Origin of the sequence: Prescottella equi, assembly GCF_002094305.1 — a bacterium.
GTDB classification, from domain to species: Bacteria; Actinomycetota; Actinomycetes; order Mycobacteriales; family Mycobacteriaceae; genus Prescottella; species Prescottella equi.
The window spans coordinates 175787-202226 of record NZ_LWTX01000003.1 but is presented as its reverse complement, the minus strand read 5'-3'; the positions used below and the strand labels follow the sequence as shown (position 1 = coordinate 202226).

Below are 26440 nucleotides of genomic sequence, written 5' to 3'. Positions count from 1 at the left end.
TCACATGGAAGAGGGATTTCGATGACGGAAACACTCACGCGCGAGTCGCTCGCGCACGCCCCCATCGCGACCGACGTCCCGGAGATCCGGCCCACGCTGCAGAAGGCGGTGTCGATGCCGGCCCGTGCCGCGCTCGTCGCCGGTGCCGCGGTGCTCGGCGCCGGTGTCGGTGCACTCGTCGCCCCGGCGGCGGGCTCGGCCCTGATCGCGTCGGTGGTGGGGGCGGGCGCGCTCACCGCGCTCGCCGCCAACTGGTCGACGTGCGGCATGTCGGTCGCGGGCGTCGTCGCGGCGCCGAAGCAGCCGGGACGCAAGGGCTCGTCGACGCCGGTGCGCCGGCTCGGCTGGCACGCGCTGGGCTCGATCGCCACGGGTGCGCCCACCGGCGCCCTGCTCGGTGCGTTGGGCGCCGTCGCGGCGGGCGCGATCCCGATCGCGTGGGCGGTGGGGGTCTGGGCGGTGCTGGCATTGGCGTACGGCCTGCACGAGATGGGCCTGGTGACACTGCCCGCGCCGATGCGGCGGCGACAGCTGCCCCGGCACCTGCGCCGGTCGATGGCACCGTGGAAGGTTTCGCTGCTGTTCGGCGCGATGATCGGTCCCGGCTTCGTGATCTTCATCCGGTCCAGCGCCTACTACCTGCTGGTGCTCGGCGTGATCGCGGCCGGATCGCCGGCCCTGGGTGCCGCGCTGTTCACGCTCGTCAGTCTCGGGCGTTGCATGCCGAGCCTGCTCGCGATCGTGCACACCCGCCGCGGGGGATCCATGCCCGGATTCCTCTCCGCGATGTGTGTGGTCGACCGCCGGGTCCAGGTGGTCACGGGCGCGGCCCTCGTCGCGCTCGCGGCCTTCGCCGGGGTGGCGCTCATCTGACGCCTCGGCGCCTCTGGGCGCGGGTCCGGATCCGGGGCCCGCGTCCTCAGCGCCGGGCCGCGACGTCGTCGCGTACCCGCGGGAACACGTCCTGCGCGAGGTAGGTCAGCTGTTCTTCGCTCGCGGCGCCGCCGAGAACGAACGTGTCGATGCCGTGGTCGAGAGCGAGGGCCGTCAACCGCCGTGGCAGTTCGTCGCGGGGAATCTCCTCGCCGACGTTGAGAATCCGCCGGATCTGCGCGGGATCGCGGCCGGCGGCGGTGGCCGCAGCGTCGATCGCCGCACTGGCCGAGGCTATTCCGTCGTCGTCGATGTAACCGAGCGAAGGCAGCCAGCCGTCGCCGATCTCACCGATCAGACGCAGCATCCGCGGCTTGTAGCCGCCGATCCAGATCCCGATGGGGTGCAGGGGCACGGGCCCGGGATGGACTCCGTCCACGGAGTAGAAGTCGCCGTCGAAGCGGATCGCCCGCTCTCCGCTCCACATGAGCCGGATGATCGACACCGCTTCCTCCAGAGCGCGCACCGACTCGCCGGGTGTCCGCCGAGGCCCGCCCATCGCGGCGATCGCATCCCAGAACGCCCCGGCACCCAGGCCCAGTTCGACGCGGCCACCGGTGAGGAGGTCGAGGCTGGCGGCCGCCTGCGCCAGCACGGCGGGTGGGCGCAGCGGCAGACTCGCGACGTCCGGGAACACTGCGAGGTTCTCGGTGCGGGCCGCGATGACGGACAACAGCGTCCAGGCGTCGAGGAAGCGGCGCTGGTACGGGTGATCCTGGATGCCGACGAGATCGAATCCGGCTCGGTCGAGAACTACCGCAGTGTCGAGAAGGCCCTGCGCGGCATCCGCGTCGGGCACGAGGAAGTAACCGAATCGGATGTCGTTGCCGTAGTCGGGCATTGCGGGCTCCTTCGTCGACGACGATCGGTCTTCTCACGATAGGTGCCGGGCGGCGTCTCGGATACCGAACCGATCGACAACCCAAGGTTGACGACATGGGTTCGTCAACCTACGGTTGTCGTATGACAGATCCCACGCGTATGTCGAATCCCGTGCGCCTCGACGACCTCATCGAGGCGATCAAGAAGGTGCACTCCGACGCCCTCGAACAGTTGACGGACGCGGTCCTCGCCGCGGAACACCTCGACGAAGTGGCCGATCACCTCATCGGCCACTTCGTGGACCAGGCCCGGCGCTCCGGCGCCTCCTGGACCGACATCGGTCGCAGCATGGGCGTCACCAAGCAGGCAGCCCAGAAACGTTTCGTGCCCAAAGGTCCCGAGGAGCCGTCCGATCTCGATGCGAGCCAGGGCTTCAGTCGATTCACCCCGCGCGCCCGCAACGTCGTGATGGCGGCACAGAACGAGGCGCGGGCGGCGGGCAACGACCAGATCACCCCCGAGCACGTGGTGCTCGGGCTCCTCTCGGAACCCGAATCGCTTGCGGTGAAGGCGCTCGCCGCGCAGGACATCGACGCGGAGGCGGTTCGCGCGGCCGCCACGGCGGTGCTGCCCGCACGCGCCGACGAGGTGCCCGACCTGATTCCCTTCGACGCCGGAGCACGCAAGGCGCTCGAGCTCACGTTCCGGGAGGCGCTCCGGCTGGGGCACAACTACATCGGCACCGAACACATCCTGCTCGCGCTGCTCGAGCTCGAGGACCGGGCGGGCGTGCTCGCGGAGCTGGGCGTCGAGAAGGCGGCCGTCGACAGCTACGTCGAGGCGGTGCTGGCCACGATCCTCGAGTCTCGACAGCAGGAGACGTAGTTCGCGCGGGGGTTATTCGGCGAACCGCAGGATCGCCGCGGCCGGAACCTCGTCGGGCACGTCGCCGGACCGCACCGCGAGCACCTTCGCGCCGGTGAGCAGGGCCCGGCGGGCGATTTCGTCGACCACGCCGTACTCGTGGTTGCCGTTGAGCTCGGCGAGGTCGACGGTGCCGGTGTCCGGATCCACCGTGCCGGGCACGACGCCCTCGATGTCGACGAACAGTGTCTCGACCCGCCCGAACGTCGCCGACCGCGCGACGTCGGAGATCTCCACCTGTGCCCGGCCCTTGGACCGCAAGTCGTCGAACTGCTTGCGGATGGTCGCCAGTTGCTGGGCGTAGTAACCGTCGAGGACTGCCCGGGTGGCCTGCGATATCTGCTCGTCGCTCATTTCCTCCGGATTGCCGTGGATGCCGTCGTCGAGCAGCTTGTGATAGTTGTTCACGGACCGGTAGATCGACGCGGTCGGTTCGGCGGCGGCGAGCACCAGCGGGATGTCCCGCCCGGTCAGCACGCTGCGCAGTTCGTGATCGATGGCGCGGGCATACTCCCGAACCCGGAGTTTGCGGCCTTCGTCGCCCTGCACCCGGCCGTTCACCCGTCCCGGCGGGGTCCGTCCGAGTGACCGTACGCCCGCGTAGCTCGCAGCGTCCTTGGGGAGCCCGGGGACGTCGACCGTCGTCGGCGGCTGATCGGCCGTGACCTCGATCAACCGGACCGACCCCTCGGCGAGGGCCAGCACGTAGGCGGTCTGAGGGAACGTCACCGTCCGCAGCAGCGGCTTGATGTAGAAGCGGTCGCTGACGATGCAGCACGCACCGAGTCGGTTCGGCAACCGGTAGCGGCGGAGTCGGTCCGCCGTCGCGAGAACGACGAGCGTGCGCGCCTGGTAGCGCCAGAACGCCTCGTCCTCGATCAGGTCGTCGAACGCTTGCTCGAACGCCAGTCGCTCCTTGTGATCCTCGATCTGTTCGAGCGCGGACTTGACCTGATTGGTGAATTCGAGCCGGCTCTTGCCCGGATCGTGGATGTCGTCCTCGGTGGGCGTGTAGATCGAGATGCAGGTGCGACCCTCCACCTCGGCGAGCCGGCGAACCTCGGCGTGACTCGGAATATCGCTGTAGAGCATTCCTCGACCTCCCGATAGTTGGTCGCCTTCAGCGTACCCAGGACCGCGACGTCCCGGCAGGGGTTTGTCTCCGGTCTCGGCGCCGAGGGCCGGCGGCCGCGTTTTGCCCGTTGTGTGGAAGAAGGTCTGGACCGCACCGGCATCGGACCGGTAATGATCTGGGGCAGTTGATGCTTGGAGGAGATATGGGACAGCTCGAAGGTCGGGTCGCGTTCGTCACCGGTGCCGCCCGCGGGCAGGGACGCGCACATGCCCTCGCGCTCGCCGACGAGGGCGCGGACGTGTTCGGCATCGACATCTGCGCCGATGTCACGACCGTGCCGTACCCGCTGGCGACGGTCGACGAACTCGACGAGACCCGTCGCCTGGTCGAGACCCACGGCGTCCGGTGTCGCACCGCCGTCGTGGACGTGCGCGACGGGGCGGCGGTGGATGCCGCGGTCGCGGCCGCCGCAGCCGAATTCGGCAGGATCGACATCTGCGTCGCGAACGCCGGGGTGTGCGCGTTCGCGAAGACGTGGGACCTCACCGACGAGATGTGGGACGCGGTGGTGGACACCAACCTGTCCGGGGTGTTCAAGACGCTGCGGGCCGTGACGCCGCACATGATCGAACAGGGGTACGGGCGTATCGTCGCGACGTCGTCGATGGGCGGACACACCGGCATCCCGAACCTGTCGCACTACGTCGCGGCGAAGTGGGGTGTGATCGGCCTGGTGAAGACGTTGGCGCTCGAGCTCGCCCGCCACGGCATCACGGTCAACGCGGTGTGCCCGGGATCGGTGGACACCCCGATGGTGCACAACGAGGCGTTCTACGGGCTGTTCGCTCCGGACGTCGAGCACCCCACCCGGGAGACCGTGGAGTCGCGCTATGCCTCGATCACGCCGATGCGGGTGCCGTGGGTGGCACCGGAGGACATCGCGCACGCGGTGCTGTACCTGGTGTCGGAGCAGGCGCGGTACGTCACCGGGACCTCGCTCGACGTCAGCGCCGGCAGTTCGGCACTGATGCCCTGACGGCTGCCCCGACCCGGGCGGTCAGCCGATGTCGAACAGGTCCACGGCAGCGGCGACCGTCCGCGCGACGACGTCCGCGCGCTCGGGGTCGAGCCCGTGCCGCCCGCCCTCGACGAGCAGCAGGAGATGGGGGGCAGGAATGAGTTCGAGCGCCGCCTGCATCTCGTCGGGGGTGCCGAACGGGTCCCGGTCGCCGTGTACGAACAGCGACGGATTACGCAGATCCGGTAGGTGTTCGGTGCGCTGCTTCTCCGGTTTGCCGGGCGAGTGCAGCGGATACGACAGCAGCACAAGCCCGTCCGCGACGTCGGGGCGCTCGGCGGCGAGCATCGTCGACTGGCGTCCGCCGTACGAGTGCCCGGACAGGATCAGTGGACCGTCGGCGAGGTCGCGGATCGCGTCGGCCGCGGCGACGATGCCCTCGCGGTCCTCTCCGGCCCGGGACTGGTTCGGCGGGCCCGACGCCCGACGCCGGCGGAACCGCAGGTTGTAGCGCAGTACCAGGAAGCCCCGTTCGGCGAAGCCGATGGCCATGGCCTGCAAGAGTTTTGCGTCGAGGTCGCCGCCCGCGCCGTGCGCGAGGACGAGTTTGCCGACCGCGTCGCCGGCCGGACGGTGCAGGTATCCGTACACGTCGTCGGTGTCGAGGAGGACCGTTTCGTCGAGCGCACTCATGACTGTCGAGGCTACCGTGGAGTGATGTCGCGACTGCGCGTGCTCGTCACCGGGGCCACCGGCTACATCGGTGGGCGCCTGGCTCCCCGTCTGCTCGCCGCCGGACACGACGTCCGGGTGCTGGCGCGTTCTCCCGAGAAGTTGCGGGACATCCCGTGGGCGAAACAGGTGGAGATCGTGCGCGGCGATCTCGCGGACCCCGAGTCGCTGGCCGCCGCGACCGCCGACATGGACGTCGTGTACTTCCTGGTGCACGCCATGGGCGGCTCCGAGGAGTTCGTGGAAGCGGAGCGGCGCGGCGCGTCCAACATGGCGGCGGCCGCGAAGGCGAGCGGCGTCGGACGCATCGTCTACCTGGGTGGGCTGCACCCGGAGGACACCGACCTCTCGCCGCACATGCGCTCCCGCGCGCAGGTGGGCCGGATACTCATGGAGTCGGGGGTTCCGACGATGGTGCTGCAGGCCGGCGTCGTCATCGGCTCCGGGTCGGCCTCGTTCGAGATGATCCGGCACCTGACGAACCGGCTACCGGTGATGACGACCCCGAAGTGGGTGAACAACCGGATCCAGCCGATCGCGGTGCGCGACGTCCTGTACTACCTGGTTGCTGCGGCCACGGCACCGCTGCCGCGCAGCCGGACGTTCGACATCGGTGGCCCCGACGTCCTCACGTACGGCGACATGATGAAGGTGTATGCGGAGGAGGCGGGTCTGCGGCGGCGTCGGGTGCTGGTGCTGCCGGTGCTCACACCGCGCCTGGCGGGTCTGTGGATCGGACTGGTGACACCCATCCCCAGCTCGCTGGGCCGCGCGCTCATCGAATCGCTGCACAACGACGCCGTCGTCACCGACCGCGACATCGACGACGTCATCCCACCGCCCGAGGAGGGGCTGACGCCGTACCGCCGAGCGGTGCAACTGGCGCTGCGCCGTATCAAGAACGGCGAGGTGGAGACCAATTGGGCCAACGCGTCGCCGGTGGGGGCGCCGTCGGATCCGTTGCCGTCCGATCCCGACTGGGCGGGAGAGGTGGTCTTCACCGATGTCCGCAGCGCCGAGTGCGATGCGGACGCCGATACGTTGTGGCGGGTGCTCGAGAGCATCGGCGGTGAGAACGGTTGGTACTCCTTCCCTCTCGCGTGGGTGATCCGAGGTTGGCTCGACCGGCTGGTGGGCGGCGTCGGACTCACCCGTGGGCGGCGCGACGCGCGACATCTCAACACCGGTGACCCGCTGGACTTCTGGCGGGTGGAGGAGATCGACCGCGGCCACCTGCTGCGGCTGCGGGCCGAAATGCGCACCCCGGGTGGCGCTTGGCTCGAATGGCGGGTGGAGCCGGAGGGGCCGCACCGGTCCCGGCTCGAGCAGCGGGCGATCTTCTTTCCGAAAGGCATTGCGGGCAGGGCCTACTGGTACTCGATCCTGCCGTTCCACGGAATCATCTTCAAGGGCATGCTCGCGAACATCACCGGCGCCGCGGTACGTGAGGCCGCGGCGACCGAATAGGGACTGAGCCACTTAGCCGGAGCGCCCACTCTCAGCCCCGATCCGCGGAATCCCGCGTGTGAGAGAAGAGAGTGGGCACTCAGGCCGATGGGGCGAGCCGGGCGACCTGTCAGACCGTGCAGAGCGGGGCGATGTCGGACCGCCCTCCCGTGGTGGGCGAGGTGAGCACCAGGCACGAGTTGTAGCCGCGCGACTCGACGACGCTGCGGATCTGCTGCCAGCCCTCGGCGCTCACCGCGGGCGTGCGCGAGAGCACGAAACCGGAGACGCGGGCCGGGTCGCCGACGAAGGCCCACGAGTAGTCGTCGGCCAGGTACGTGACGACGTAGTTGGTGGGGCCGTCGGGGGAGTTCTGGAACGGCACCGACGGGAAGCTCACGTGCAGTTGGGCATTGGTCACCGGATCGTTGACGCGGGCATTGCCGACGATGCCGTTGGTGCCGCCGCTCCACGTGGTGCAGGAGTTGTTGACGCTGACGTTCGACGCGTCGAGCACGCCGTAGGTGGCGCGGGTGTCGCGCGCGCAGTCCAGGTTGAACGGCTGCGGGACGGCCGCCAGCTGGTACCACGTGCCGGCGTAGCGGGCGACGTCCAGCGACGGGATCGGGGCGAGCGGCTGCCACAGATCGGCGGAACCGGTGGGCTGGGCCGCGGCGGGCGCGGCGGTGGCGACTGCCGCGGCGGCGGCGACAGCGAACAGTCCGGCGGTGAGCTTCCTGGTGGCAGACATGGTGGTCCTTCCGGTTGTGACAGGAGCGGTCACTCGGTATTCGGTGCCGCCCCTGTCGATGGATGGGTCCGGAAGATCAATTTTCTCAGCGATGCAGCAGATTGGCGGCCGCGATGATCGCGTCCCGCGCCGACGCGTTGCAGTCCTCGGCGATGGCCATCGCCCAGCGGCGCTCGCCGTCGTGCTCGGCGAGGATGAACGTCGCGGTGCCCTCCGACGTGCGCTGCTGGTGGAACGACAGGATCTCGAGCTGGAAACCGGCGTCGAACAGCATCGACGTCAGTGCCGCGATGGGTCCGGTGGCGGTCGCCGAGGCGGACGAGATGCGGTCGCCGAGCCCGAGGGTGGCGGTGAACGTGTGCCGACCGGCGCCGAGGTGCTCCGACGTCCAGCTGCCCAGGCGGACCGGGCCGCCGGTGGGGCTGAAACGCTGGGCGAACTCGGTCCAGCTCAGACCCTGGGCCTGGGCGCGCAGGTCACGCGGCAGGTGGGCGCCGAAACGCTGGAAGAACGGATCGTTCGAGAACGTGGTGGTGGCGAGAGCCTGGGAGGTGCGCATTTTCGGGGGTCTTCCTGAAGTGAAGGAAGGACCGACAGGTGGATAGCTCAACGACCCGCAGCGAGGGGTCGGTCCGAATCAGACCCCGCTACGGCGGTGAACTACTACCTGGATGCGCTGCATGACCGAGGAGTCTAAGCGCGACTCCCGGGAACACGCAACCCTCCGGGTGAACCTCAGCCGCGCACACCGGTGATCTCGTCGGGGGTGTGCGGCAGCTCGGCGGTAGTGGTGACCTGGCCCTTCTCGTAGTCGACGGCGTGGATCCGGTTGGTGGCCGGATCGGTCACGTACGCGGTGAAGCCCTGCACGAACAGCGCCGGCCGGGCCGTCTGCCACTCCTCCGGCTCGGTCCACGGGTCGAGTACCGGGATCGTGCGGATCGTGGCACCGGAGTTCGGGTCCAGTACGTGCAGCGCGCCGTCGGTGCCGAGGACCAGGGCCTCGCCGAACGCGCCGCGGCCGAGCGACCGGAACGTGTAGCTGGTGCCGAGGTCCACCAGGCGCAGCTCGCCGGTGACGGTGTTCGTCAGCGACACCCGCGTCGGACGCTCCAGGTCGGCGTCCGGGTCGCTCTTGTAGTCGCCGAGCACGACGGTCGATTCCTCCGAGCCGGCCTGGTTGCCGATCCGCCCGTACGGGTGGGGGCTGGTGACCTTGGTGATCGCGCCGTTCCGGTAGATCAGCAGGCCGTCCTGGCAGCCGAACACCACGGTCTCGTCGGCGGCGACGGCCTCGCCGTGCACGCCCGGGCACTGCTCGCTGCGGGCGATCTCGGTGCGGGCGGCGTCGTAGACGACGATGCCGGTGCGGGTCTTCGCGTCGCCGAGCGTGGTGACGAGTCCGCCGTCGGCCAGTTCGACGGCGACGCCGTGGTGCGCGACCGGGGTGGTGAACGTCGTGGTCTGTGGCTTGCCGTCGGCGAGGGTGCTCGGGTCGAACGAGTCGACGCGTCCGGTGCCGTCGTCGAACAGGACGGTGCGGCCCGCGTGCCGCACGACGTGGCCGGGCTTGTCCGCGTCGAACGTGACGTCGGTGAGGGCGGGCGCGGCGGTGTAGTGGTGCGCGTGGTCGCCGTGCGCCTCCGACCAAGCCCCGGTGTCGAGCACACGGAAGCCGTCCTCGGTGGAGACGATCACGTGCCGCTCGTCGCCGGCCGGGTTGAGCCGGTTGAACCCGGCCAGCTCGGTTTCGCCCACCAGCGAGAGCGATTCGGCATCGAGTACGAGGATGCCGCCGTCGTAGGTGACGGCCAGTCGAGGTGTCGCGGAGCGAGCCTGCGCGGGTTTGGCGGTGGTGGACTCGGGGCCCGCGGCCGCTGCGGCGGTCGCGGTGGTGGTGCCGTCGTCGGTACCCGAGCAGCCCGCCAGCAGGGCCGCGCACGTCGCGACGGACGCGGCGAGGGTGAGGCGTCGGGAGGTGGGGTCGGTGCGAATCATGCCGCAAGGTCTATCGCGTAATGAAAATCATTGTCAAAGGCGAAGATGTGCATTCGTGCATGCAACGGCGTGTGCGGTGGCGGTATCGGCGCCCGGTGGATGGACGCCGATACCGCCTCGGTCAGTCCGGAACCTCGCCGGTGGTTCGGCCGAGGTGGCGGGCGAAGAAGCGGGCCGAACTGTCGCGCTCGTGCTCGGGCACCTGGAAGTGCCGGCCCGGGTGGGCGTGCAGGGTCTTCTCGGTGGAGGCGAATGCGTCGAACAGTGCGAGGCCGGACGCGCGGTCGATCTCGTCGTCGTCCCACGGAATCCGGTACTCGACCGGCGCGGTGATCCGTCGGGCCACCTCGATCAGGGCATCGTTCACGAACACCGCACCGATGCTGAGTGCGGCGATCCGGCGGTCGGCTTCCGCGAGCAACAGTCCTGTCGTGACGCCCAACGTCATTCCGCCGTAGCCGATCTGCGCGTCGGCGCTGATCTCGGGCAGCGCCTGCAGCGCGTCCAACGTCGCCTGCCATTCGGGTACCGCGAGCTCCGCCACCGACATGTTGTGCTCGACGACGATCGGGGCGAGGGGTTCGCCCGCCGCCCGGGCCCGATGGATCGCGTCCACCCGCCGTTGATCCTCGGCGCTTCGCGGGCGGTCGCCGTGCCCGGGTGCGTCGATGGCGGCGACGGTGAACCCGTGGGCGGCGACGCTGTGCAGTGCGCCGGCCACCAGTCCCGGCGCCCGCTTGTGCATGCCGCCGGAATGACCCGACAGCAGCAGTGGCCCGCCGCCGGCCCCGGATCGGGGCGACCAGAGCACGCCGGTGATCTCGTCCAGTGTGAAAGTGCGTTCGACGACACCGTTCGACGATGTCTCGGAAGTGAAGTGCATGGTGTGGCCTTTCGGGAGTGCCTTGAATTTCGGCGCTCCCGGCGACACCTACGTCAATCGCCCGACCGTGCACACGAGTGGGAGCACCCACATGTTCGTTGCGTACATGGGTCTCACCTCCTGGTGTGAAGTCACGGTCGCGCACACGCTAGCAACGGGCGTCGGAGCGCGTCCAGCCGTTTTTCGGCGTCGTCAGGCCGCGATGCGATTCGGCACGGAGTAGCTGGTAGTCGGCGGGATCGACGACGCGGGTGCGCCGCCGGTAGTCCCAGGACGTCCCCGGCCACAGCGCGTGGTTGGATCCGCGGGCGTCGAGGTACCAGCTGGCGCAGCCACCGGTGCTCCACACGCCGCGCGAGAGCCGTTCCCGCAGAGACGAATCGAACGCGTCCTGGGCCGCGGCGCGGACCTCGACAGTGCCCGCGCCGCTCTCCTCGGCCAGGCGCATCGCGTCGAGTGCGTGCGCGATCTGCGCCTCGATCATCACGATCACCGAGTTGTGGCCCAGGCCGGTGTTGGGCCCGGACAGGAAGAACGCGTTGGGCATCCCGGACATCGTGACGCCCAGGTGGGTGCGGACGCCGTCCTGCTGCCAGCGTTCGAGCAGGCTGACGCCGCCGCGGCCGATCAGGTTCATGCGGTTCAGCGCGCCGGCGACGCGGAACCCGGTGGCGTACACGATGACGTCGACGTCGTGGCGGGTGCCGTCGGCGGTCTCGATGCCGCTCGGCTGGATCGCGGTGATCGGGTCGGTGACGAGGGTGGTGTTCGGGCGGGCCAGCGTGGGATAGAAGTCGTTGGAGCGCAGTATCCGCTTGCAGCCGATGCGGTAGTCGGGGGTGAGGGCGTCGCGCAGCACCGTGTCGTGCACCTGCTTGCGCAGGTGTGCGAGGGCGCGGTTCTGGGTGCGCTCGAGTAGTCGGGGACGGCCGAGGCCGACACCGAGCGCCTCGCCGCCCCAGTAGGTGGCCGCGCGAAACAGATTGCGCGCCAGCGTGCTCCGTCGGCTCGCCGCGACCGCCGTACGGAACCTCCGGCGCGGCAGGATCCAGGCCGGGGTGCGTTGGAAGACGGTGAGTTCGGCCGCCCGTTCGGCGAGGTGCGGCGCCAGCTGGATCCCGCTGGCGCCGGTGCCGATCAGCGCCACCCGCCTGCCGGTGAGGTCGACGTCGTCGCGCCACGCCGCCGAGTGCATGCTCGCGCCCGCGAACGTCTCGGCGCCCGGCAGCCGCGGGATGCGCGGCACGTTGAGAGCGCCCGACGCGACCACCAGGTACTGTGCCACGAACTCACGTCCGCTCTTGTCGAAAACATGCCAGCGGCAGTCGGTCTCGTCCCACCGCGCCCCGGCGACCTCGGTACCGAACTGCAGACGGTCGCGCAGTCCGTGGCGCTCGGTCAGCTCGGTGAGGTAGTCCAGGATCTCCGGTTGCCCGGCGTGCGACGACGTCCAATCCGTCTTGGGGGCAAACGAATACGAGTACAGCACCGACGGGATGTCGCACTCGCAGCCCGGGTAGGTGTTCTGCCGCCACGTGCCGCCCACGGCGTCGGCCTGCTCCAGGATCAGGAAGTCGCGTCGGCCGCGGCGCGTGAGTTGCAGGGCCATGCCGAGCCCGGCGAATCCCGCGCCCACGATCAGCACCCGGGTGTGACGAACCGACTCCGACACGCTGCTTCCCATCCGTGAGGTCTCCGCGCAGCGCCTCCCTCACCGCCTGACGTCAGCAGTGTGCAACTTGAACAGTGTTCAAGACAAATCGGTCGAGCGGGTCAGGCCACCTCGTCCTCGCCGCCCGGCTGAACTTTCCGCAGGCCACGGTAGGCGTCCTCGGGGGTCTTGCGTCCGGCGACGACGGCCTCCACCTCGGCGGCGATCGGCATCTCGACGTGGTAGTCGCGGGCCAGTTCCATCACCGTCGGCGCGGTCTTGACGCCCTCCGCCACCTGCCCCAGCTTCTCCACGGCCTCGTCGACGGTGAGCCCGCGGGCGATGGCTTCGCCGACACGCCGGTTGCGCGACGCCGGGCTCATGCACGTGGCGATGAGATCGCCGACGCCGGTGAGTCCGGCGAAGGTGCGCGGGTTGGCGCCCATCGCCTCCCCGAGTCGGGTCATCTCGGCGAGCCCGCGGGCCAGAACCATCGCGCGGGTGTTGTCGCCGACGCCCAGACCGTCGGCCATGCCCGACGCGATCGCCACGATGTTCTTCAGGACGCCGCCCAGCTCGCAGCCGAGGACGTCGGTGTTGCGGTAGACGCGAAACACCTTGGACGCGAACAACGGTTGCAGCGCCGTGGCGACGTCCTCGTCCTGTGTGGCGACCACCGACGCGGCGGCCAGCCCGTCGGCGATCTCGCGGGCGATGTTGGGGCCGGCGAGGAGCCCGACGGGGTGACCGGGCAGGCACTCGGAGATCACCTCGGTGGGCCGCTGCCGGGTACCCGGTTCGAGGCCTTTCGCGAGCGAGAGCACCGGCACCCACGCGCGCACCTCGTTGGAGATCAGGTTCAGCGTGCTGCGGATCGCGTGCGACGGCACCCCCACCACCAGTACGTCGGCCTCGTTCGCGGCCTCGAGAATGTCGGACGTCGCCCGCAGGCTCTCCGGCAGCTCGTGCTCGCCGAGGTAACGCGAATTGCGGTGTTCGGTGTTGATCTCGTCGGCCGTCTCGGGGTTACGCGACCACAGCAACGTGGGCGTGTTGTGGGCCGCGAGTTTGGCGACCGTGGTGCCCCAGGATCCGGAGCCGAGAACGACGACGCGGACGGGTCGGGCCATCAGTGATCACCTCGTACTGGGGCGTTCCGGGGACTCATGGCTTCAGGTTGGCACTGCGGGTGGTGTCGCGTGGGCGAATCGGCAACTCCGAGGTGGCCCGAAGGGTGGGTCGCTCGCAACGCCGCCGCAGTTTCGTCCCGTCGATCGTGTGGTCGCGCCCGACGAGGTCGACGTGCCGATCGGTGAGGCCTGCCGCACCGGCGCCGGCGAGCGCCGTCGGGAACGAACAACTGGTGGTGGGTAGGCCGTCGGTGGCCGTTCGAGTCGCAATGTCGAACACCGACATCGGTTCCGGTGACGCGGCATGGAACAGTGCGCCCCGGTCGGCGTCCGAGCTGGTGAGAGCGAGACGGGCGATCAGTTCGCCGAGTTCGTCGACGGAGATGACCGAGAGGAGTGCGGCGCCGTCGTCGATCCAGGCCCCCATGCGGGCGAGGATGTGTCGAAGCCCCGGAAGGAACCAGCGATCGCCCTCGCCTTGGACGAATCCGGGTCGGACGACGATGCCGCCCTGGGCGCGGACCATCCGGTCGGCTGCCGCTCGGGTGGCACTGAGCACGGTGACCGGATTCGGCTCGCGGGTGTCCTCGACGACGTCCCGAAACGGACCCGCTCCGTAGACGCCGATGGTGCTGAGGGTGACGACGACATCGATCGACCGGGCCTCGGCTGCCGCGAGCAGATTCCGGGTGCCCTCGTAGTTGATTCGCCGGCACAGGGTCTCGTCCGGACCGGTGTAGCTCGCGGCGTGGACGATGGCGTCGACACCGTCGAGCGCTGAGTGCAAAGTGGACGGAACGCCTATGTCGGACAGGACATATCGGACACCTGGGATCGGTGACTCCGGCATTCGCCGCACTGCTGCGGTGACTTCGCCGTCAGACGCGGCTAGTGCCCGTAGAGTGGCACCGCCGATGAAACCGGACGCACCGACCAGGGCGATGTGGGGACGGTGTCCGCCCGTTTCGTCGCGTGGCATCACTGGGCGGCGCCGGAGGGAGCGGCGAGCGCAGCAGTGGTGTGTCCGATGGGGAGGCGAAGCGAGAGGGGATCGGCACAGTGCTCAAGCAGGAGAGGGCTTTCGAGACGAGGAACGAGATCATCTGGGCCGCAGCCACTCGGTTCGACGAGACCGGTTACGAACGAGCCAGCCTCACCGAGATCGTCGAACTGACGGGCTTCACCAAGGGCGCGTTGTACTTCCACTTCAAATCGAAGGACGATCTGGCCGTCGCGATCATCGAGGAACAGCATGCGATCTCGATGAACGCGGTGGCCGCGATCCGCGCGACCGAGGCTCCGGCGCTCGAGCAGTTGGTAATGCTCGCGTACGAGATGGGGCGGCAGATCGTCGAGGACCCCGTGGTGCGGGCCGGTATCCGCCTGACGTTGGAGATGAGCGCGGCGGCCGGACCGACGGCGCCGTACCTGGACTGGATCGACGGTCTTCGTGAGGTGTTCCAGGCCGCGATCGAAGAGGGCGACATCGCCGACACCGTCGATTCCGCGGAGCTCGCGCGGTACTTCGTCTCGGCTTTCACCGGCGTCCAGATGGTGTCGAACGTGCTCACGGGCCGCGCGGATCTCGATGCGCGACTCGATCAGATGGTGTCGTTCGTGCTGGCCTCGGTGGTCGCACCCCGCCGGCGTCACAAGATCGACCGGTACGTTCATACCCGGTGGAGCCCGACGAACGCGTGAGCCGGTTCGACGGTCGGCAGAGGCACCGCCAGGCGGATGGTGCCCGACGCCTTGATCTCGCCCCACTGCGAGAACTCGACGTCGACACAGCCGTCCTCTCCGGGCCGGAGTTCGGTGGTCACCGTTGTCGGTTCGTCCAACTCCAGGAACCGACGGAACCGCAGTTCGAGCGATTCCACATCGGCGCACGACCATCCGAGCCGTAGGCGCGCGCTCTGGCGGGCCGCCTCGAGCACCACGACGCCCGGAACGTGGTCGGAGGGATGGTCGAACAGCACCGGATGCGTCGGATCCACCCGCAGCAGCCAGCGACCGATGTCGCCCGACGGATGGACACCGAGCACGACCGCGCGGTCGTCGGGAACACATACGGCGGACTGCAGCACGGGAAGCGGCTGCGGGATGCGCCCCACCGTCGGGGCCCGGTCACTGCTCCACCGGATGCGGGCGTAGTCGTCCGGGGTGAGGACACCGGCAACGGCCATGCCGTGTCCCGCCGGCGTGTCGTCGACGAGGAAGTCCACGTCGACACTGAACGCCGACAAGCGGCTGCCCCGCCGCGCGTGCTCGGTGACCTGGGCGTTCATGACGACCTCCGCCGCCGACGACCCGATGGTCAACCGGTCGAGGTGTGCCTCGATGCGCATCGTCTGCATCGTGAAGAGGTGCCCCAGGGGTACGGCGTAGTGCATGTGTCCGAGATAGATGGCGCACTGGCGAACGGTCTCGCCGAGCAGCATCGTGTCGTAGCGGTCGGTGCACGTTCGGTAGAAGGCGTGTTGTCGCGGCCATTGGGCGCCCAGCCGAAACCGGCCGGCCTCCCCGACGGGGATACCGTCCGTCAGGTAGACCTCGGACACGGATTGACGATGTACGAACCGTCGCGGCACCGTCGATTCAAAGCTCAACGCCTGCACCATCTCACGGACAGTAGCGGGGGAAATCGCCTGGCATGAGCGATTTGGGCCGAAATTTTCGTACCTGGATCCACGGATGATCCGCCTAGAGTCGGAGGGGTACGAAGCGAACCCGATCTTCGAGACGATAGCGAGTGCCGGTGGCGAACGACCTACCTCTGCGCGACGTGTACGCCGAGCCCACGCTCGCCGACGTCCTACCGTCGGTGCTGTCCTCGCTGGGCGCGCCCGGCGAGGCGAACCGGCTGGGCATACCCGAGTCCGATCGGACCGTGGTTCTGCTGATCGACGGTCTCGGCTGGAATCTACTGCGCCGCAACCTCGATGCCGCTCCGTTCCTCAACGGCATCGAGGGGCGACCGATCCGGGCCGGATTCCCCACCACCACCGCGACGAGCCTGGCGTCGTTCGGCACCGGACTGCCGTCGGGCCGGCACGGCATCACCGGTTACGTCTCGGACGTCGCGGAGGCGGGTGGACCGTTCAACTGGCTGCGCTGGCAGCGGGTCGGCGACCACCGCGACCTGCTCGCGCAGGTGATGCCGGAGCGGATCCAGCCGTCCCCCACAGTTTTCGAGCGCGCCACGGCAGCCGACGTGATCGCGACGACAGTTCTGCCCCGCGAGTTCGCCGGCAGCGGACTCACCCGTGCCGCCCTGCGCGGCGGCCGCTTCGTCGGCACCGTCGCGTACGGCGACCTGTTGCACTCGACGGTGCACGCCGCGACGGCGGGAGAGCGGACCCTGGTCTACTGCTACCTGAGTCAGATCGACACCCTCGGCCACGTGTACGGACCCGGCAGCGACCCGTGGGTGGCGCAGCTGACGATCGTCGACCGGTTCGTCGAGGACCTCGTCGCGCACCTGGGTCCCGACGTCAACCTGCTGGTGACCGCCGACCACGGCATGGTGTCGGTCGACCCGCCGCACCGCGTCGACTTCGACAAGGAACCCGCGCTGTCGAGCGGGGTGGTCGCCCTCACCGGCGAAGCCCGCTGCCGGTACGTGCACACCGAACCCGGGCGTGCCGCGGGCGTCCTGAGCCGGTGGCGGGAGCTGCTCGGCTCGCGGGCCTGGGTGGGTACCCGCGACGACGTCGCCGCCGCCGGGCTGCTGGGGCCGAACCCGACCCCGGCCGCGCTGCGCCGGGTGGGTGACGTCGTGATGATCGCCCACGGCGCCACTGCCGCGGTCCGCAGCGAGGCCGAGCCGCGGATGTCGATGCTGGCGGGCCAGCACGGTGCACTCACCGACGACGAACTCCTGATCCCGCTGCTGCAGGTCTGATGTCCGTGCGGGTTCCGGCGCCGGACTCTAGGGTGGCGGGCGGGGTGGACCTGACCACCCGCGGGGACGACGACTGGGGGCACGATGCGTACGCGCGAGACGACGATCATCCGGCACTGGAAGGTGAGCTGGCGGGCGTGGCTGGTGTTCTGGATCGCGCGCATCTTCGTCAAACCGCTCTTCGCGGCGTGGCCCACCACCGACCGGGGCATCGCGGCTCTCGGGCACCTGGAGAAGGTCGTCGACCGGTTACCCAAGCCCAAGGGCGTCACGATCGAACCGATGACGCTCGGCGGGGTGCCGAGTGAACTGATCAGCCATCACCGGAAGGCTGCCGACTCGCTCGCGGGTGCGACCGTCCTGTACTTCCACGGCGGCGGATTCGTCTTCTGCGGCTTGGCAACTCATCGCAGCCTGTGTGCGGTACTCGCGGCCCGAGCAGGCGTCCCGGTGATCTCCGTCGAGTATCGGCAGCTGCCGTACGGCGGGATCGGCACGTCCATCCACGACGCGATGGCCGCGTACACCGATCTGCTCGGCAGAGCCGAGGATCCCACGAAGATCATCCTCGCGGGCGACTCGGCGGGCGGCTACCTGGCGATGAAAGTGGCCGAACTGGCCGCGACCCGCGGCATGGTGACCCCCGCCGCCGTGATCGGGTACTCGCCGCTGCTCAACCTGGCGCTAGAGAAGCACGACCCCGACTACATGCGTCGCGACGCCTACCTGCCGATGAGCCAGGTCGAGGCGCTCAAGGACCGGTGGGCCGGCGGTCCGGAACCGATCGCCGGGGCCGATTCGCCCATCGAGGCCGATCCGCGGGTGTACCCGCCGGTGTTCTTCAGCGTCGCCCAGTACGAGCTGATGCGCCCCGACGTGGAGGCGATGACGGGGATGCTCGAGGACGTCGGACAGGCCGTCGAGACGCACGTGTGGAGTGGCCAGATCCACGCCTACCCGGTGATGGGCACAGTGCTGACGGAGGCCACCATGACGATCGCGTTCAGCCTCGACTTCGCCCGCCGCGCACTGGGTTACCGCGGCCGGCACTCCGCCTGATCTACAGGCCCAGCGACTCGATCTGCTTGCGCAGATTCGTCTCGGTCTGCTTGATCGCGGTGGTGACGAACGGCTCGATCAGCCTGCCCAGGGCCTTGCCGGCCAGCCCGCCCGGCAGTTCGTAGCCGAAGTCGACGGACAACTCGGTGCGGTCGTCGCCGACCGGGGTGAACATCCAACTGGACCGGTTGCCGAATCCGGAGACCGAGGACAACGTGATGAGCCGATCCCGCTCCCACTCGGTGACCTCGACCGTCGACTTCAGCGCCTTGGGGCCGAGCTGCATCGTCGCGTCGTACGTGGCGCCCAGACCTTGGTCGAGGTCGCCGATCGGGACGAATCGGCTGATGCCGAACATCCAGTCGGGCACGTTCCGATAGTCGTCGATGTGCGCGAACGCCAGATCGACGGGAACGACGGCAACGGCCTTGTGTCGAACGTGGATCATGTGTTTCCTCCCCTGAATTCCCCGGAGGTCGGACGCTAGTGCATCCGACGGTCCACTCCGGTCACCGCCGCCCCGAGAGTCGGAACTCGGCGATCTCGCGGGCGTTGTCGATCGCGTCCGTCAGCGCCCGGTGCCGGTCGTCGGCGGTCTGGGCGGACAGCACCGCGTACTTGTCCGCTGCCCCCATCGGTACCCAGGAGGCGAGCGCGTACAGGTGGTCGCCGGGCCGCTCGAGCACGTCGAACAGGCGCGGAGGGGCTGGCGGCGGATCGTCGCGCAACTCCCGGATCCGGGTCAGCAGGATGTACAGCTCGGTGATCTTGTCGGTGAGGTGCTGGAGCTGGTCGTCCGACACGCGACTCGACGCCTCCACCGGCCATGGCTCGATCTCGGCGCGCGGATACGGGTCGTCGCCGAGCCATCGCACGATCCGGATGCGCTCCTCGCCGACGCAGTCCAACGCGTACCGTCCGTCGCCGATGCCGACGTGGGAGACGATCCGCACCGCGGTGCCGACGTCGTTGCGGACGTCACCACCGCCCACCTCGTGGCCACGCGCGATGAGCACAGTGCCGAAGACGGGACCCTCGGTGGCAGTGAGACAGTCGCGGACGAGCGCCTGGAACCGGGGCTCGAACACGTGCAGCGGGAGCCGTTCCCCGGGCAGCAGTGCGGCGCCGAGGGGGAACATCGGCAGAACGGTCATTTGACCAGGATGAGTCATCAGGGCATCCGGAGTCGGGGAACCGGGATCGTGTCGGGTTGCGTGTCTCGATCGAGTTCGACGATGAGGTGATCGGCCCACGCGACCAGGCCGGTGATGTCGAGCGCGTGCGGCGGGTCGTCCTCGAACGGGACGATGCGGTGTCGGCCCTGCCTGAGCAGGGAGACGGCGCCGGCCGGGTTGCCGCGCATCTGATGGGTTACCGCCACCGCGAGCTGGGCCAGGCCCTGCCACAGTCCGCGCTCCTCGTGCGGCGCCTTCTTCCAGGCGGACTCGAGCACCTCGTGCGCGTGGAACGGCAGGTCGTGATCGAGCAGGCGCTGCGCCTCGGTGATCGCCTCGCCGGGATCGAGGTCCAGGTCGTCGGGCATCGTCGGAAACCCTTCCTCGCCCCACTCGAGCGGGCGCCCCAGACGATCCCGGGGCCGGGCGTTGCGCGGCTTACCGAGGGTGTCCCGATCGCGGTCGGCCATAGAAGCAATCTAGCCGCCGACAGGGGTACCGGGGGAGGGGCAGCTTCGGGTTGCCCGGAATCGTCTCGGGTCGGGCGGTGGAGTGCCGGCGCGCCGAGGCCGCGGCGCCACACCCTTTCTGTCGGCAACACACACCGATTCGGCGTGCATTTCGTGTGTGTTGTTCCGAAAACCGGTGTGACGCCAGCGGCGGCGTCGTGGACAAAAGAAAAGACCCGGTATCGCTGGTGCGATACCGGGTCTTTCATTGGTAGCGGGGACAGGATTTGAACCTGCGACCTCTGGGTTATGAGCCCAGCGAGCTACCGAGCTGCTCCACCCCGCGTCGGTATGTTCAGCCTACACGACGTTTCGGGGTGCCTTGACCAGCCGTCGGTTCGGGGGGTCGAATCGGCTGTGGTCCCGGTCATCGGAAAGCGCCCCGAACGGGGCTCAATCACTGCCTTAATCTGCGGAGATACTGCACGACGAGGGATCCGGAGGGATTCGCATGGCACTGCTCGAGAACAAGGTTGCCTTCATCACAGGCGCGGCACGCGGACAGGGGCGCAACCACGCGGTGCGCTTCGCACAGGAAGGCGCGGACATCATCGCGCTCGACATCTGCGCGTCCGTGTCCGACGACGTCGGCTACCCGGCGGCCACGCCCGAGGATCTCGAGGAGACCGCCCGCCTCGTCCGCGCCGAGGGCCGCGAGATCGTCACCGCGATCGGCGACGTCCGCGACCAGTCCGACCTGCAGGCCGCCGTCGACGCCGGTGTGGAGCGATTCGGCCGTCTCGATATCGTGGTCGCGAACGCCGGCATCTCGACGTGGAACCGCTTCTGGGAGATGCCCGAGGAGCAGTGGACCACGATGATCGACATCAACCTCAACGGCGTGTGGCGCACCCTGAAGGCTGCGGTTCCCGCGATGATCGACGGCGGTCGCGGCGGCTCGATCATCGTCGTCAGCTCGGCGGCCGGGATCAAGGCCAGCCCCGGGACGTCGAACTACACGTCCGCCAAGCACGGCCTGGTGGGTCTGACGAAGACTGCGGCGATCGAGTTGGGCGAGTTCGGTATTCGCGTCAACTCCATCCACCCGGGAGCGGTGGACACCCCGATGGGTCAGGACGCCAACGTCGGCAAGATCCTGGCGCAGTACCCGCGCTACATCGACAACTACAAGTGGCCGCTCGCCGGGCTCAGCAAGTGCAGCGTCGACGACGTCTCCGAGGTCGTGCTGTACCTGGCCAGCGACCGCTCGCGCACCGTCACGGGTTCGCAGATGTCGCTGGACCTGGGCATTACGTCGATCTAGGCGGCTGCGCCACCCGTGCGCCTTTCTGGTGGGCCCAGCTACCAAAAAGGCGCACGGGCGCGAAGCGCCTACAGGTTGCCGCGCCGCTCCTGCTCACGTTCGATCGCGAGGAACAGGGCCTGGAAATTGCCCTTGCCGAACCCGAGCGAGCCGTGCCGCTCTATGAGTTCGAAGAACACCGTCGGACGGTCGCCGATGGGTTTGGTGAAGATCTGCAGCAGATACCCGTCCTCGTCGCGGTCGACGAGGATCCCGCGGCGCTGGAGTTCCCCGATCGGGACACGTACCTCGCCGATCCGTGCCCGCAGCGCCGGATCCTTGTAGTACGACGCCGGTGTCGGCAGGAACTCGACGCCCGCCGCCGACAGCCGGTCCACGGCGCCCAGGATGTCCGACGTCGCGAGCGCCAGGTGCTGCGATCCGGGGCCGCGATAGAACTCGAGGAACTCGTCGATCTGCGACCGCTTGCGGCCCACCGCGGGCTCGTTGAGCGGAATCTTGATGCGATGGTTGCCGTTCGCGACGACCTTGCTCATCAGCGCCGAGTACTCGGTGGCGATGTCGTCGCCCACGAATTCGGCCAGATCGGTGAACCCCATGACGCGGTGGTAGAACTCCACCCACTCGTTCATCCTGCCGAGTTCGACGTTCCCGACGACGTGGTCGAGCGCCTGGATCACCTGCGGCACAGCACTCGTGGCGGCGGTGCGCGCGACATAGCCGGGCAGGTACGGCCCCGTGTAGCGGGATCGGTCGACGAGTGTGTGCCGGGTGTCGCCGTACGCGGCAATGCTCGCGGTGCGGACGGTGCCGTGCTCGTCGGAGACGTCGTGCGGCTCGACGAGGACGCGCGCCCCCTGCCGGCGGGCGTGCGCGATGCAGCGGTCGACGTCGGTGACTTCCAGCGCGACGTCGTGGACGCCGTCACCGTGCCGGCGGTGGTGGTCGAGCAGTGGACTGGACGGGTCGACGCCGCCGGTGAGCACGAATCGGACGGCGCCGCTGCGTAATACGAAGGCGCGGTGATCGCGGTTGCCCGTCTCGGGACCCGAGTACGCCTCCAGTTCCATCCCGAAAACTGCCCGGTAGTACGCGGCGGCCTGGGTGGCGTTGCCCACCACCCACACGATCGCGTCCCAGCCGACCACGGGGAACGGATCGGCGGACGGGTCGTGTTCGACGAGTCCGAGCAGTTGGCGCAGAGCGGCGTCGTCGAGGTGGGCCAGTGACTGGTCGACGGTCATGAGCGGACCTCCCGTGGACGGGTACGGGTCGATCACACCGCGCCCACCCACGGGAGGCAACATCGGCCTGTTCGGATGTCCAGAGTGGACAATCTGTGCCGACGGAGGCCCTGTCGAGTGTGCAGTTTGTATGCCGAGTGCGACGCCTTGCACTTTGAATTTGTCTGCAGTGCACTCTTTCCGAAGTCGACCACTTCCTTGTTGAACTCCAATGAATTGAACTCCAGTGCAATTTGGGCCTGCCGTTTCCGGGTCAAGGCCGCTGCGTCATCGGGCGGCCCTGAACGAGCCCTCTGTCCTGCGGTTATGGTGTGCAAATTGGACCGCTGGAATGTTTCGGTCAAAAGCCATCCGAATCGGACTCGCATGGGTTAGTTTCGTTTCGATCACGGCTGCTGAAGGGGTTCGGAAGGGGCGATCGGGCCCCAGCGTGTGAGCTTCCTGAGCGTCTGTGTGCTGCTTGAGTTCGCAACTGCGTGGAAGGTGGGAGCGGCACCGTGCAGATGTTCGATGAATGGTTTCAACACCGACCGAGAGGGTGGGATTTCGAATGAGTGTGTCGTTTCTGAACGCGACGGCGGTATTGGTGCGCGGCCTCCTGGACGACGTCTGGGGCGGCTCGTGGATGCCGGGCGTCGAGGGCCTCACCGGGTCGCTGGCCGGCCTGTTGGAAATGAGCTGACGGCAGATTTGTACTGCCGTGCCAAATCTCTGAGAGAAGGAGTAGATGAATGACGCTGGGATCGCTGGCTCCGTTGCTCACGAATGAACTCGTACAGATGATCATAGGAAACATGCTCTTCGTCCCGCTGGCTTTGTCGACCGACTTCACCTTCGTCCCCTTCTGACGAGGGTAAAACGACCAATTTTTTGAAGGAGTGTGATTCGTAGTGGACACCGGAAGTCTTGTCGACCTCGTCACGAGTGTCGACGTGGGTTCTCTGGAAGCGCCCATTTTCAATGGCCTCAACGGCATCGTCAACGCGATCTTCAATGTCGTCGGTGACGTGATCGCGCTGTGGCCTGCAGGTTCCTCAGGCATCGCTGGAAGCCTCGACGGCGGCCTCGGCTCCGTCGGCACAACTCTCGGCTCGACCGTCGGCCAGTAACGAAGGAGGGGAAAACATGTTCGATCTGTCTCTCACGTACAGCGCCGACCTGGTCGGGTTCGGGTCTATCGATCTGGTGGGCACGCTCGCTCAGTACCTGAATGCTCTGTCTCTGAACCCGAACCCGCCCATAACGAATCCGGTCTAGAGAAAGGTCTTCGAAATGGTCCAGCAGTACCTCAACGGCTCGATCACCGTGATCGCCGCGATCTTCGGGTTGGTAGGCACGGGAAGCAAGATTCTCGAGAACCCGCCCCAGAAGTAGCCGGCGCCCATCGTATTCACGTGGCGGAACCGAGGCTCTCGCACCCGACAGCGGGTTCGACGCCTCGGTTTCGTGTTCGCGGGACAAGACGCGAATCGGACCGCCGATGCGATCGCACTACAGATCGAACCGATAGGAGTGTCCATGCCTTCGTCTGAAGTACCGGTTGCGGGGGTCGAACAGTTCAGTCCACGCGACGCCGACTTCGTCTACAACGAGTCGGACGGGCATCCCGGCCACCTCCTCGCTGTGTATCTGTTCGACACAGATCGGCAGCCAGCCGAGCTGTCGCAGAGCGCCGCAGTCGAATGGGTGGCTGCGAGACTCGGCCACAACCGCATGTTCACACACCGGATCCGCCGTGTTCCTCTGGGTCTCGCACACCCCTTCTGGGAACCGGTCGCGAATCTCGACCTGAATCAGCATGTTCGAGTCCGCGCGATCTCCGAACCCGGATGGGTGCCCGTGCAACAGCATCTCGACGCACTGCTGACCTCGCGGATGGACCTCACCCGTCCACCGTGGGAGTTGCACATTCTCACCGGAATAACCGGAATGGACGGCCAGTCCGGTCGGCGGACCGCCGTCGTGCTCAAGACCCACCACAGCGCGGGTGATGGGCTCGCGGTCCTGCAGTTGGCTGAGAAGATCTTCTCGGACAAGGCGGCTCCCGCGAACCCTGTGCCGGCCACGCGCTTCCTGCGGGGTCGCATGTTCGCCAGGTCGGTACTGGGACTTCCCGGAGCGCTCCGGCGGTTCGCCAAGGATGTTCCGGGCAACCGAGCAGCCGTCCGTGAGGTGAACGAGGCCGCGGAGTCCGGGCAGTGGGTGGAGGCGGTCGAGCAGCCTGCCACCCGCTTCAACGGCAAGGTGACCGGATTCGGCTCTCTATCTCCAGTTACTCTGCCCGCGAGCGGGGTTCGCCGTATCCGCGCAGCCGCTCCGGACGCCACTGCAAACGATGTACTGCTTGCCGTGATCGGCGGCGCCCTCGCGCGCTACCTCGCCGAGAAGGGCGAGCCTCATCAGGGTTCGCTCGTCGCGATGGTGCCGCGATCCATGCGCAAGATCGAGGAATGGGAGTCCGCCAACCAGTTGGCGATCATGGGCGTCGACATGCACACCGGCATTACAGATCCCCTCGAACGAGTTGCCCTCATCGCTCTGTCATCGAAGTCGGAGAAGACCCGAACCTCCCATATCGCGGTGCGCCGACAGGCGGCGGCGATGGAGACCGCGCCCCCGCCGTTGCTGCGATTGATGGCGTACTCGCGCAAGAAGAGCACCCCTGACCCGTCTCGTCCGCGGCACCAGCACACGATGGTGAGCAATATGCCCTTCTCGATCGAGGGCTTCACGCTCAACGGTGCGCCGGCGGTGGCGGTGATCGGTGCCCAACCGCCCGTCGATGGAGACCAGCTGCGCCACTTTGTCGTGACGACCGCGGATGGCAGCCTGATGCTCACCGTGATCGCCGACAAGGCGACCATGCCGGATCTGGACCACTACCTGGAACTCATCCGCGCGAGCCTCGCGGAACTCGAGGATGCAGCGGACGCCCGGACGAATCAGGATCCCTCGGACGAAATGGCGTCCTGACCGAAGCCACGATCGCGGTCCCAAGCTCACGCCACGGCAGGGTTTCGTCGTTAGTCTGATACCGAACGTGCACACACGAGCCGATCGGAGTGGACGATGTCACCAGCGAACGAGACCAGGCCGGTGATCGTGGGCGTCGACGGATCCGACGCCGCGATCCACGCCGTCCGGTGGGCGGCCGTCGAGGCACACGCCCGCAAGGTGCCGCTGAAACTGGTGCATGTCATCGACACCGAGAACGACTTCCCGTTCGTCGCGGACGACCTCGAGGAAGAAGAGGCGGCCGGTCGGGAGGCTCTCAAGGCCGCGCGGGAGGCTGCCACGATCGAGGACTACACCATCGACATCGAGGTGGAACTGCTTCGCGGCCGGGTCAATCGGGCATTCGTCGACCTGTCGGAGAAGGCGAGCTTGCTGGTGGTCGGGTCGGTGGGCGCCGGTTTCTTCGAACGCATGGTCCTGGGGTCGACCGCCCTCTCGCTCGCACATCACGCCAAGTGCACGGTTGCGGTGGTGCGCGGCGCCGACGGCAGCCCCGTCCCGCCCACGTCCGGTCCCGTCGTCGCGGGCGTCGACCATTCCGACAGCGCCGACATCGTCGTCGGTACCGCGATGCAGGAGGCGTCGATCCGGCACGCCGAGATGACGGCCGTGCACGCGCGTCGTCGGCGCGGCACCCAGGAGGCCGACGAAGAGGCGCGCGGCCGCATCGATCGGCTGATCGCGACCCTGGGCGCCAAGTTCCCGTCGGTGCAGGTCGAAACCGTGATCGCGGAGGCTGGCCCCACCAAGCACCTGGTCGCCCTCAGTGCCACCGCCCGCTCGATCGTCGTCGGCAGCCGCGGCCGCGGCGGGTTCGAGAGCGCACTGCTGGGGTCCACGTGCCAGTCGCTGCTGTACCACGCGCAGTGCCCGGTGATCGTCGCCCGCTCCCGCGTCACGCCGTGAC

Annotated in this window: 28 protein-coding genes and 1 tRNA gene; 13 read left to right on the top strand and 16 right to left on the bottom strand. The window is 68.2% G+C overall.

What is annotated here, in order from left to right; translation table 11 throughout:
- Positions 1-21 precede the first annotated feature (21 nt).
- Positions 22-873: a hypothetical protein gene (locus A6I89_RS10245; protein ID WP_022598425.1), complete on the top strand. Its 852-nt coding sequence runs from the start codon at positions 22-24 to the stop codon at positions 871-873.
- Between the two features lie 46 nt (positions 874-919).
- Here the strand turns inward: A6I89_RS10245 and A6I89_RS10240 are convergent, their stop codons facing one another.
- The gene (locus A6I89_RS10240) at positions 920-1774 is read right to left on the bottom strand and encodes an LLM class flavin-dependent oxidoreductase (RefSeq protein ID WP_005516967.1); all 855 of its coding nucleotides are present in this window, start codon (positions 1772-1774) and stop codon (positions 920-922) included.
- 122 nt (positions 1775-1896) lie between these two features.
- Here A6I89_RS10240 and A6I89_RS10235 point away from each other — a divergent pair, with 122 nt between their 5' ends.
- Positions 1897-2640: a Clp protease N-terminal domain-containing protein gene (locus A6I89_RS10235; protein WP_037084821.1), complete on the top strand. Its 744-nt coding sequence runs from the start codon at positions 1897-1899 to the stop codon at positions 2638-2640.
- A gap of 12 nt (positions 2641-2652) precedes the next feature.
- Here A6I89_RS10235 and A6I89_RS10230 read toward each other — a convergent pair whose 3' ends face one another.
- Positions 2653-3771: a baeRF11 domain-containing protein gene (locus A6I89_RS10230; protein ID WP_005516969.1), complete on the bottom strand. Its 1119-nt coding sequence runs from the start codon at positions 3769-3771 to the stop codon at positions 2653-2655.
- Positions 3772-3956: 185 nt separating this feature from the next.
- Between A6I89_RS10230 and A6I89_RS10225 the strand changes: the two genes are divergently transcribed.
- Entirely contained in the window at positions 3957-4790 is an 834-nt protein-coding gene (locus A6I89_RS10225) for a mycofactocin-coupled SDR family oxidoreductase (protein WP_005516971.1), read from the top strand.
- Between the two features lie 21 nt (positions 4791-4811).
- Here A6I89_RS10225 and A6I89_RS10220 read toward each other — a convergent pair whose 3' ends face one another.
- Positions 4812-5465 (bottom strand): alpha/beta hydrolase family protein, encoded by a 654-nt coding sequence (locus A6I89_RS10220; protein WP_022598421.1) that lies wholly within the window; start codon positions 5463-5465, stop codon positions 4812-4814.
- A gap of 24 nt (positions 5466-5489) precedes the next feature.
- Here A6I89_RS10220 and A6I89_RS10215 point away from each other — a divergent pair, with 24 nt between their 5' ends.
- Positions 5490-6971: an SDR family oxidoreductase gene (locus tag A6I89_RS10215; RefSeq protein ID WP_022598419.1), complete on the top strand. Its 1482-nt coding sequence runs from the start codon at positions 5490-5492 to the stop codon at positions 6969-6971.
- A 109-nt stretch (positions 6972-7080) separates the two neighbouring features.
- Here the strand turns inward: A6I89_RS10215 and A6I89_RS10210 are convergent, their stop codons facing one another.
- The 7 genes from A6I89_RS10210 to A6I89_RS10180 all read right to left on the bottom strand — a co-directional run bounded on the left by A6I89_RS10210 (position 7081) and on the right by A6I89_RS10180 (position 14342).
- On the bottom strand, positions 7081-7701 hold the full coding sequence (locus A6I89_RS10210) for a lipocalin family protein (RefSeq protein WP_022598418.1): 621 nt from the start codon (positions 7699-7701) through the stop codon (positions 7081-7083).
- A gap of 85 nt (positions 7702-7786) precedes the next feature.
- Positions 7787-8260, bottom strand: coding sequence for a 2-isopropylmalate synthase (locus tag A6I89_RS10205; protein WP_022598416.1), 474 nt, complete (start codon positions 8258-8260; stop codon positions 7787-7789).
- A 176-nt stretch (positions 8261-8436) separates the two neighbouring features.
- A complete protein-coding gene (aztD, locus tag A6I89_RS10200) occupies positions 8437-9699 on the bottom strand; it encodes a zinc metallochaperone AztD (RefSeq protein ID WP_022598414.1) in 1263 nt (420 codons plus the stop codon).
- Between the two features lie 121 nt (positions 9700-9820).
- On the bottom strand, positions 9821-10582 hold the full coding sequence (locus A6I89_RS10195) for a dienelactone hydrolase family protein (RefSeq protein WP_022598412.1): 762 nt from the start codon (positions 10580-10582) through the stop codon (positions 9821-9823).
- Positions 10583-10730: 148 nt separating this feature from the next.
- Positions 10731-12266 carry a flavin-containing monooxygenase gene (locus A6I89_RS10190; RefSeq protein WP_022598410.1) on the bottom strand — a complete coding sequence of 512 codons (1536 nt, stop codon included), beginning with the start codon at positions 12264-12266 and terminating at the stop codon, positions 10731-10733.
- 89 nt (positions 12267-12355) lie between these two features.
- On the bottom strand, positions 12356-13363 hold the full coding sequence (locus A6I89_RS10185) for an NAD(P)H-dependent glycerol-3-phosphate dehydrogenase (protein ID WP_013417514.1): 1008 nt from the start codon (positions 13361-13363) through the stop codon (positions 12356-12358).
- Between the two features lie 34 nt (positions 13364-13397).
- Entirely contained in the window at positions 13398-14342 is a 945-nt protein-coding gene (locus tag A6I89_RS10180; protein ID WP_049910668.1) for an NAD-dependent epimerase/dehydratase family protein, read from the bottom strand.
- 80 nt (positions 14343-14422) lie between these two features.
- On the opposite strand from A6I89_RS10180, the gene A6I89_RS10175 reads away from it, so the two are divergent.
- A complete protein-coding gene (locus A6I89_RS10175) occupies positions 14423-15064 on the top strand; it encodes a ScbR family autoregulator-binding transcription factor (protein ID WP_013417512.1) in 642 nt (213 codons plus the stop codon).
- Here the strand turns inward: A6I89_RS10175 and A6I89_RS10170 are convergent.
- Positions 15034-15984: a ScbA/BarX family gamma-butyrolactone biosynthesis protein gene (locus tag A6I89_RS10170; RefSeq protein WP_044991483.1), complete on the bottom strand. Its 951-nt coding sequence runs from the start codon at positions 15982-15984 to the stop codon at positions 15034-15036. The genes A6I89_RS10175 and A6I89_RS10170 overlap by 31 nt on opposite strands.
- Before the next feature lie 131 nt (positions 15985-16115).
- Between A6I89_RS10170 and A6I89_RS10165 the strand changes: the two genes are divergently transcribed.
- Both A6I89_RS10165 and A6I89_RS10160 read left to right on the top strand, forming a co-directional pair.
- On the top strand, positions 16116-17267 hold the full coding sequence (locus tag A6I89_RS10165) for an alkaline phosphatase family protein (protein ID WP_022598405.1): 1152 nt from the start codon (positions 16116-16118) through the stop codon (positions 17265-17267).
- Between the two features lie 84 nt (positions 17268-17351).
- Positions 17352-18326, top strand: coding sequence for an alpha/beta hydrolase (locus A6I89_RS10160; RefSeq protein WP_022598403.1), 975 nt, complete (start codon positions 17352-17354; stop codon positions 18324-18326).
- Position 18327: 1 nt separating this feature from the next.
- Here A6I89_RS10160 and A6I89_RS10155 read toward each other — a convergent pair whose 3' ends face one another.
- The 4 genes from A6I89_RS10155 to A6I89_RS10140 all read right to left on the bottom strand — a co-directional run bounded on the left by A6I89_RS10155 (position 18328) and on the right by A6I89_RS10140 (position 20296).
- A complete protein-coding gene (locus tag A6I89_RS10155; protein WP_013417509.1) occupies positions 18328-18774 on the bottom strand; it encodes an SRPBCC family protein in 447 nt (148 codons plus the stop codon).
- Between the two features lie 61 nt (positions 18775-18835).
- Positions 18836-19480, bottom strand: coding sequence for an LON peptidase substrate-binding domain-containing protein (locus A6I89_RS10150; RefSeq protein ID WP_005517000.1), 645 nt, complete (start codon positions 19478-19480; stop codon positions 18836-18838).
- Positions 19481-19497: 17 nt separating this feature from the next.
- Positions 19498-19971 (bottom strand): DUF309 domain-containing protein, encoded by a 474-nt coding sequence (locus A6I89_RS10145; RefSeq protein ID WP_022598400.1) that lies wholly within the window; start codon positions 19969-19971, stop codon positions 19498-19500.
- Between the two features lie 248 nt (positions 19972-20219).
- Positions 20220-20296, bottom strand: a tRNA-Met gene (locus A6I89_RS10140).
- A gap of 165 nt (positions 20297-20461) precedes the next feature.
- Here A6I89_RS10140 and A6I89_RS10135 point away from each other — a divergent pair.
- On the top strand, positions 20462-21274 hold the full coding sequence (locus A6I89_RS10135) for a mycofactocin-coupled SDR family oxidoreductase (RefSeq protein ID WP_013417507.1): 813 nt from the start codon (positions 20462-20464) through the stop codon (positions 21272-21274).
- A 68-nt stretch (positions 21275-21342) separates the two neighbouring features.
- On the opposite strand, the gene hppD is transcribed toward A6I89_RS10135, so the two are convergent.
- Positions 21343-22518 carry a 4-hydroxyphenylpyruvate dioxygenase gene (gene hppD, locus A6I89_RS10130; RefSeq protein WP_022598398.1) on the bottom strand — a complete coding sequence of 392 codons (1176 nt, stop codon included), beginning with the start codon at positions 22516-22518 and terminating at the stop codon, positions 21343-21345.
- A 550-nt stretch (positions 22519-23068) separates the two neighbouring features.
- Between hppD and A6I89_RS24950 the strand changes: the two genes are divergently transcribed.
- From A6I89_RS24950 to A6I89_RS10115, 5 genes are all read left to right on the top strand, one after another.
- Positions 23069-23200 carry a hypothetical protein gene (locus tag A6I89_RS24950; protein ID WP_013417505.1) on the top strand — a complete coding sequence of 44 codons (132 nt, stop codon included), beginning with the start codon at positions 23069-23071 and terminating at the stop codon, positions 23198-23200.
- A gap of 208 nt (positions 23201-23408) precedes the next feature.
- Positions 23409-23627: a hypothetical protein gene (locus A6I89_RS10125; protein ID WP_013417504.1), complete on the top strand. Its 219-nt coding sequence runs from the start codon at positions 23409-23411 to the stop codon at positions 23625-23627.
- A 16-nt stretch (positions 23628-23643) separates the two neighbouring features.
- A complete protein-coding gene (locus A6I89_RS24945) occupies positions 23644-23775 on the top strand; it encodes a hypothetical protein (protein ID WP_013417503.1) in 132 nt (43 codons plus the stop codon).
- Positions 23776-24036: 261 nt separating this feature from the next.
- Complete coding sequence (locus A6I89_RS10120; RefSeq protein WP_044991501.1) at positions 24037-25491, top strand: wax ester/triacylglycerol synthase domain-containing protein; 1455 nt, start codon at positions 24037-24039, stop codon at positions 25489-25491.
- 96 nt (positions 25492-25587) lie between these two features.
- Entirely contained in the window at positions 25588-26439 is an 852-nt protein-coding gene (locus A6I89_RS10115) for a universal stress protein (RefSeq protein ID WP_013417500.1), read from the top strand.
- Position 26440 lies beyond the last annotated feature (1 nt).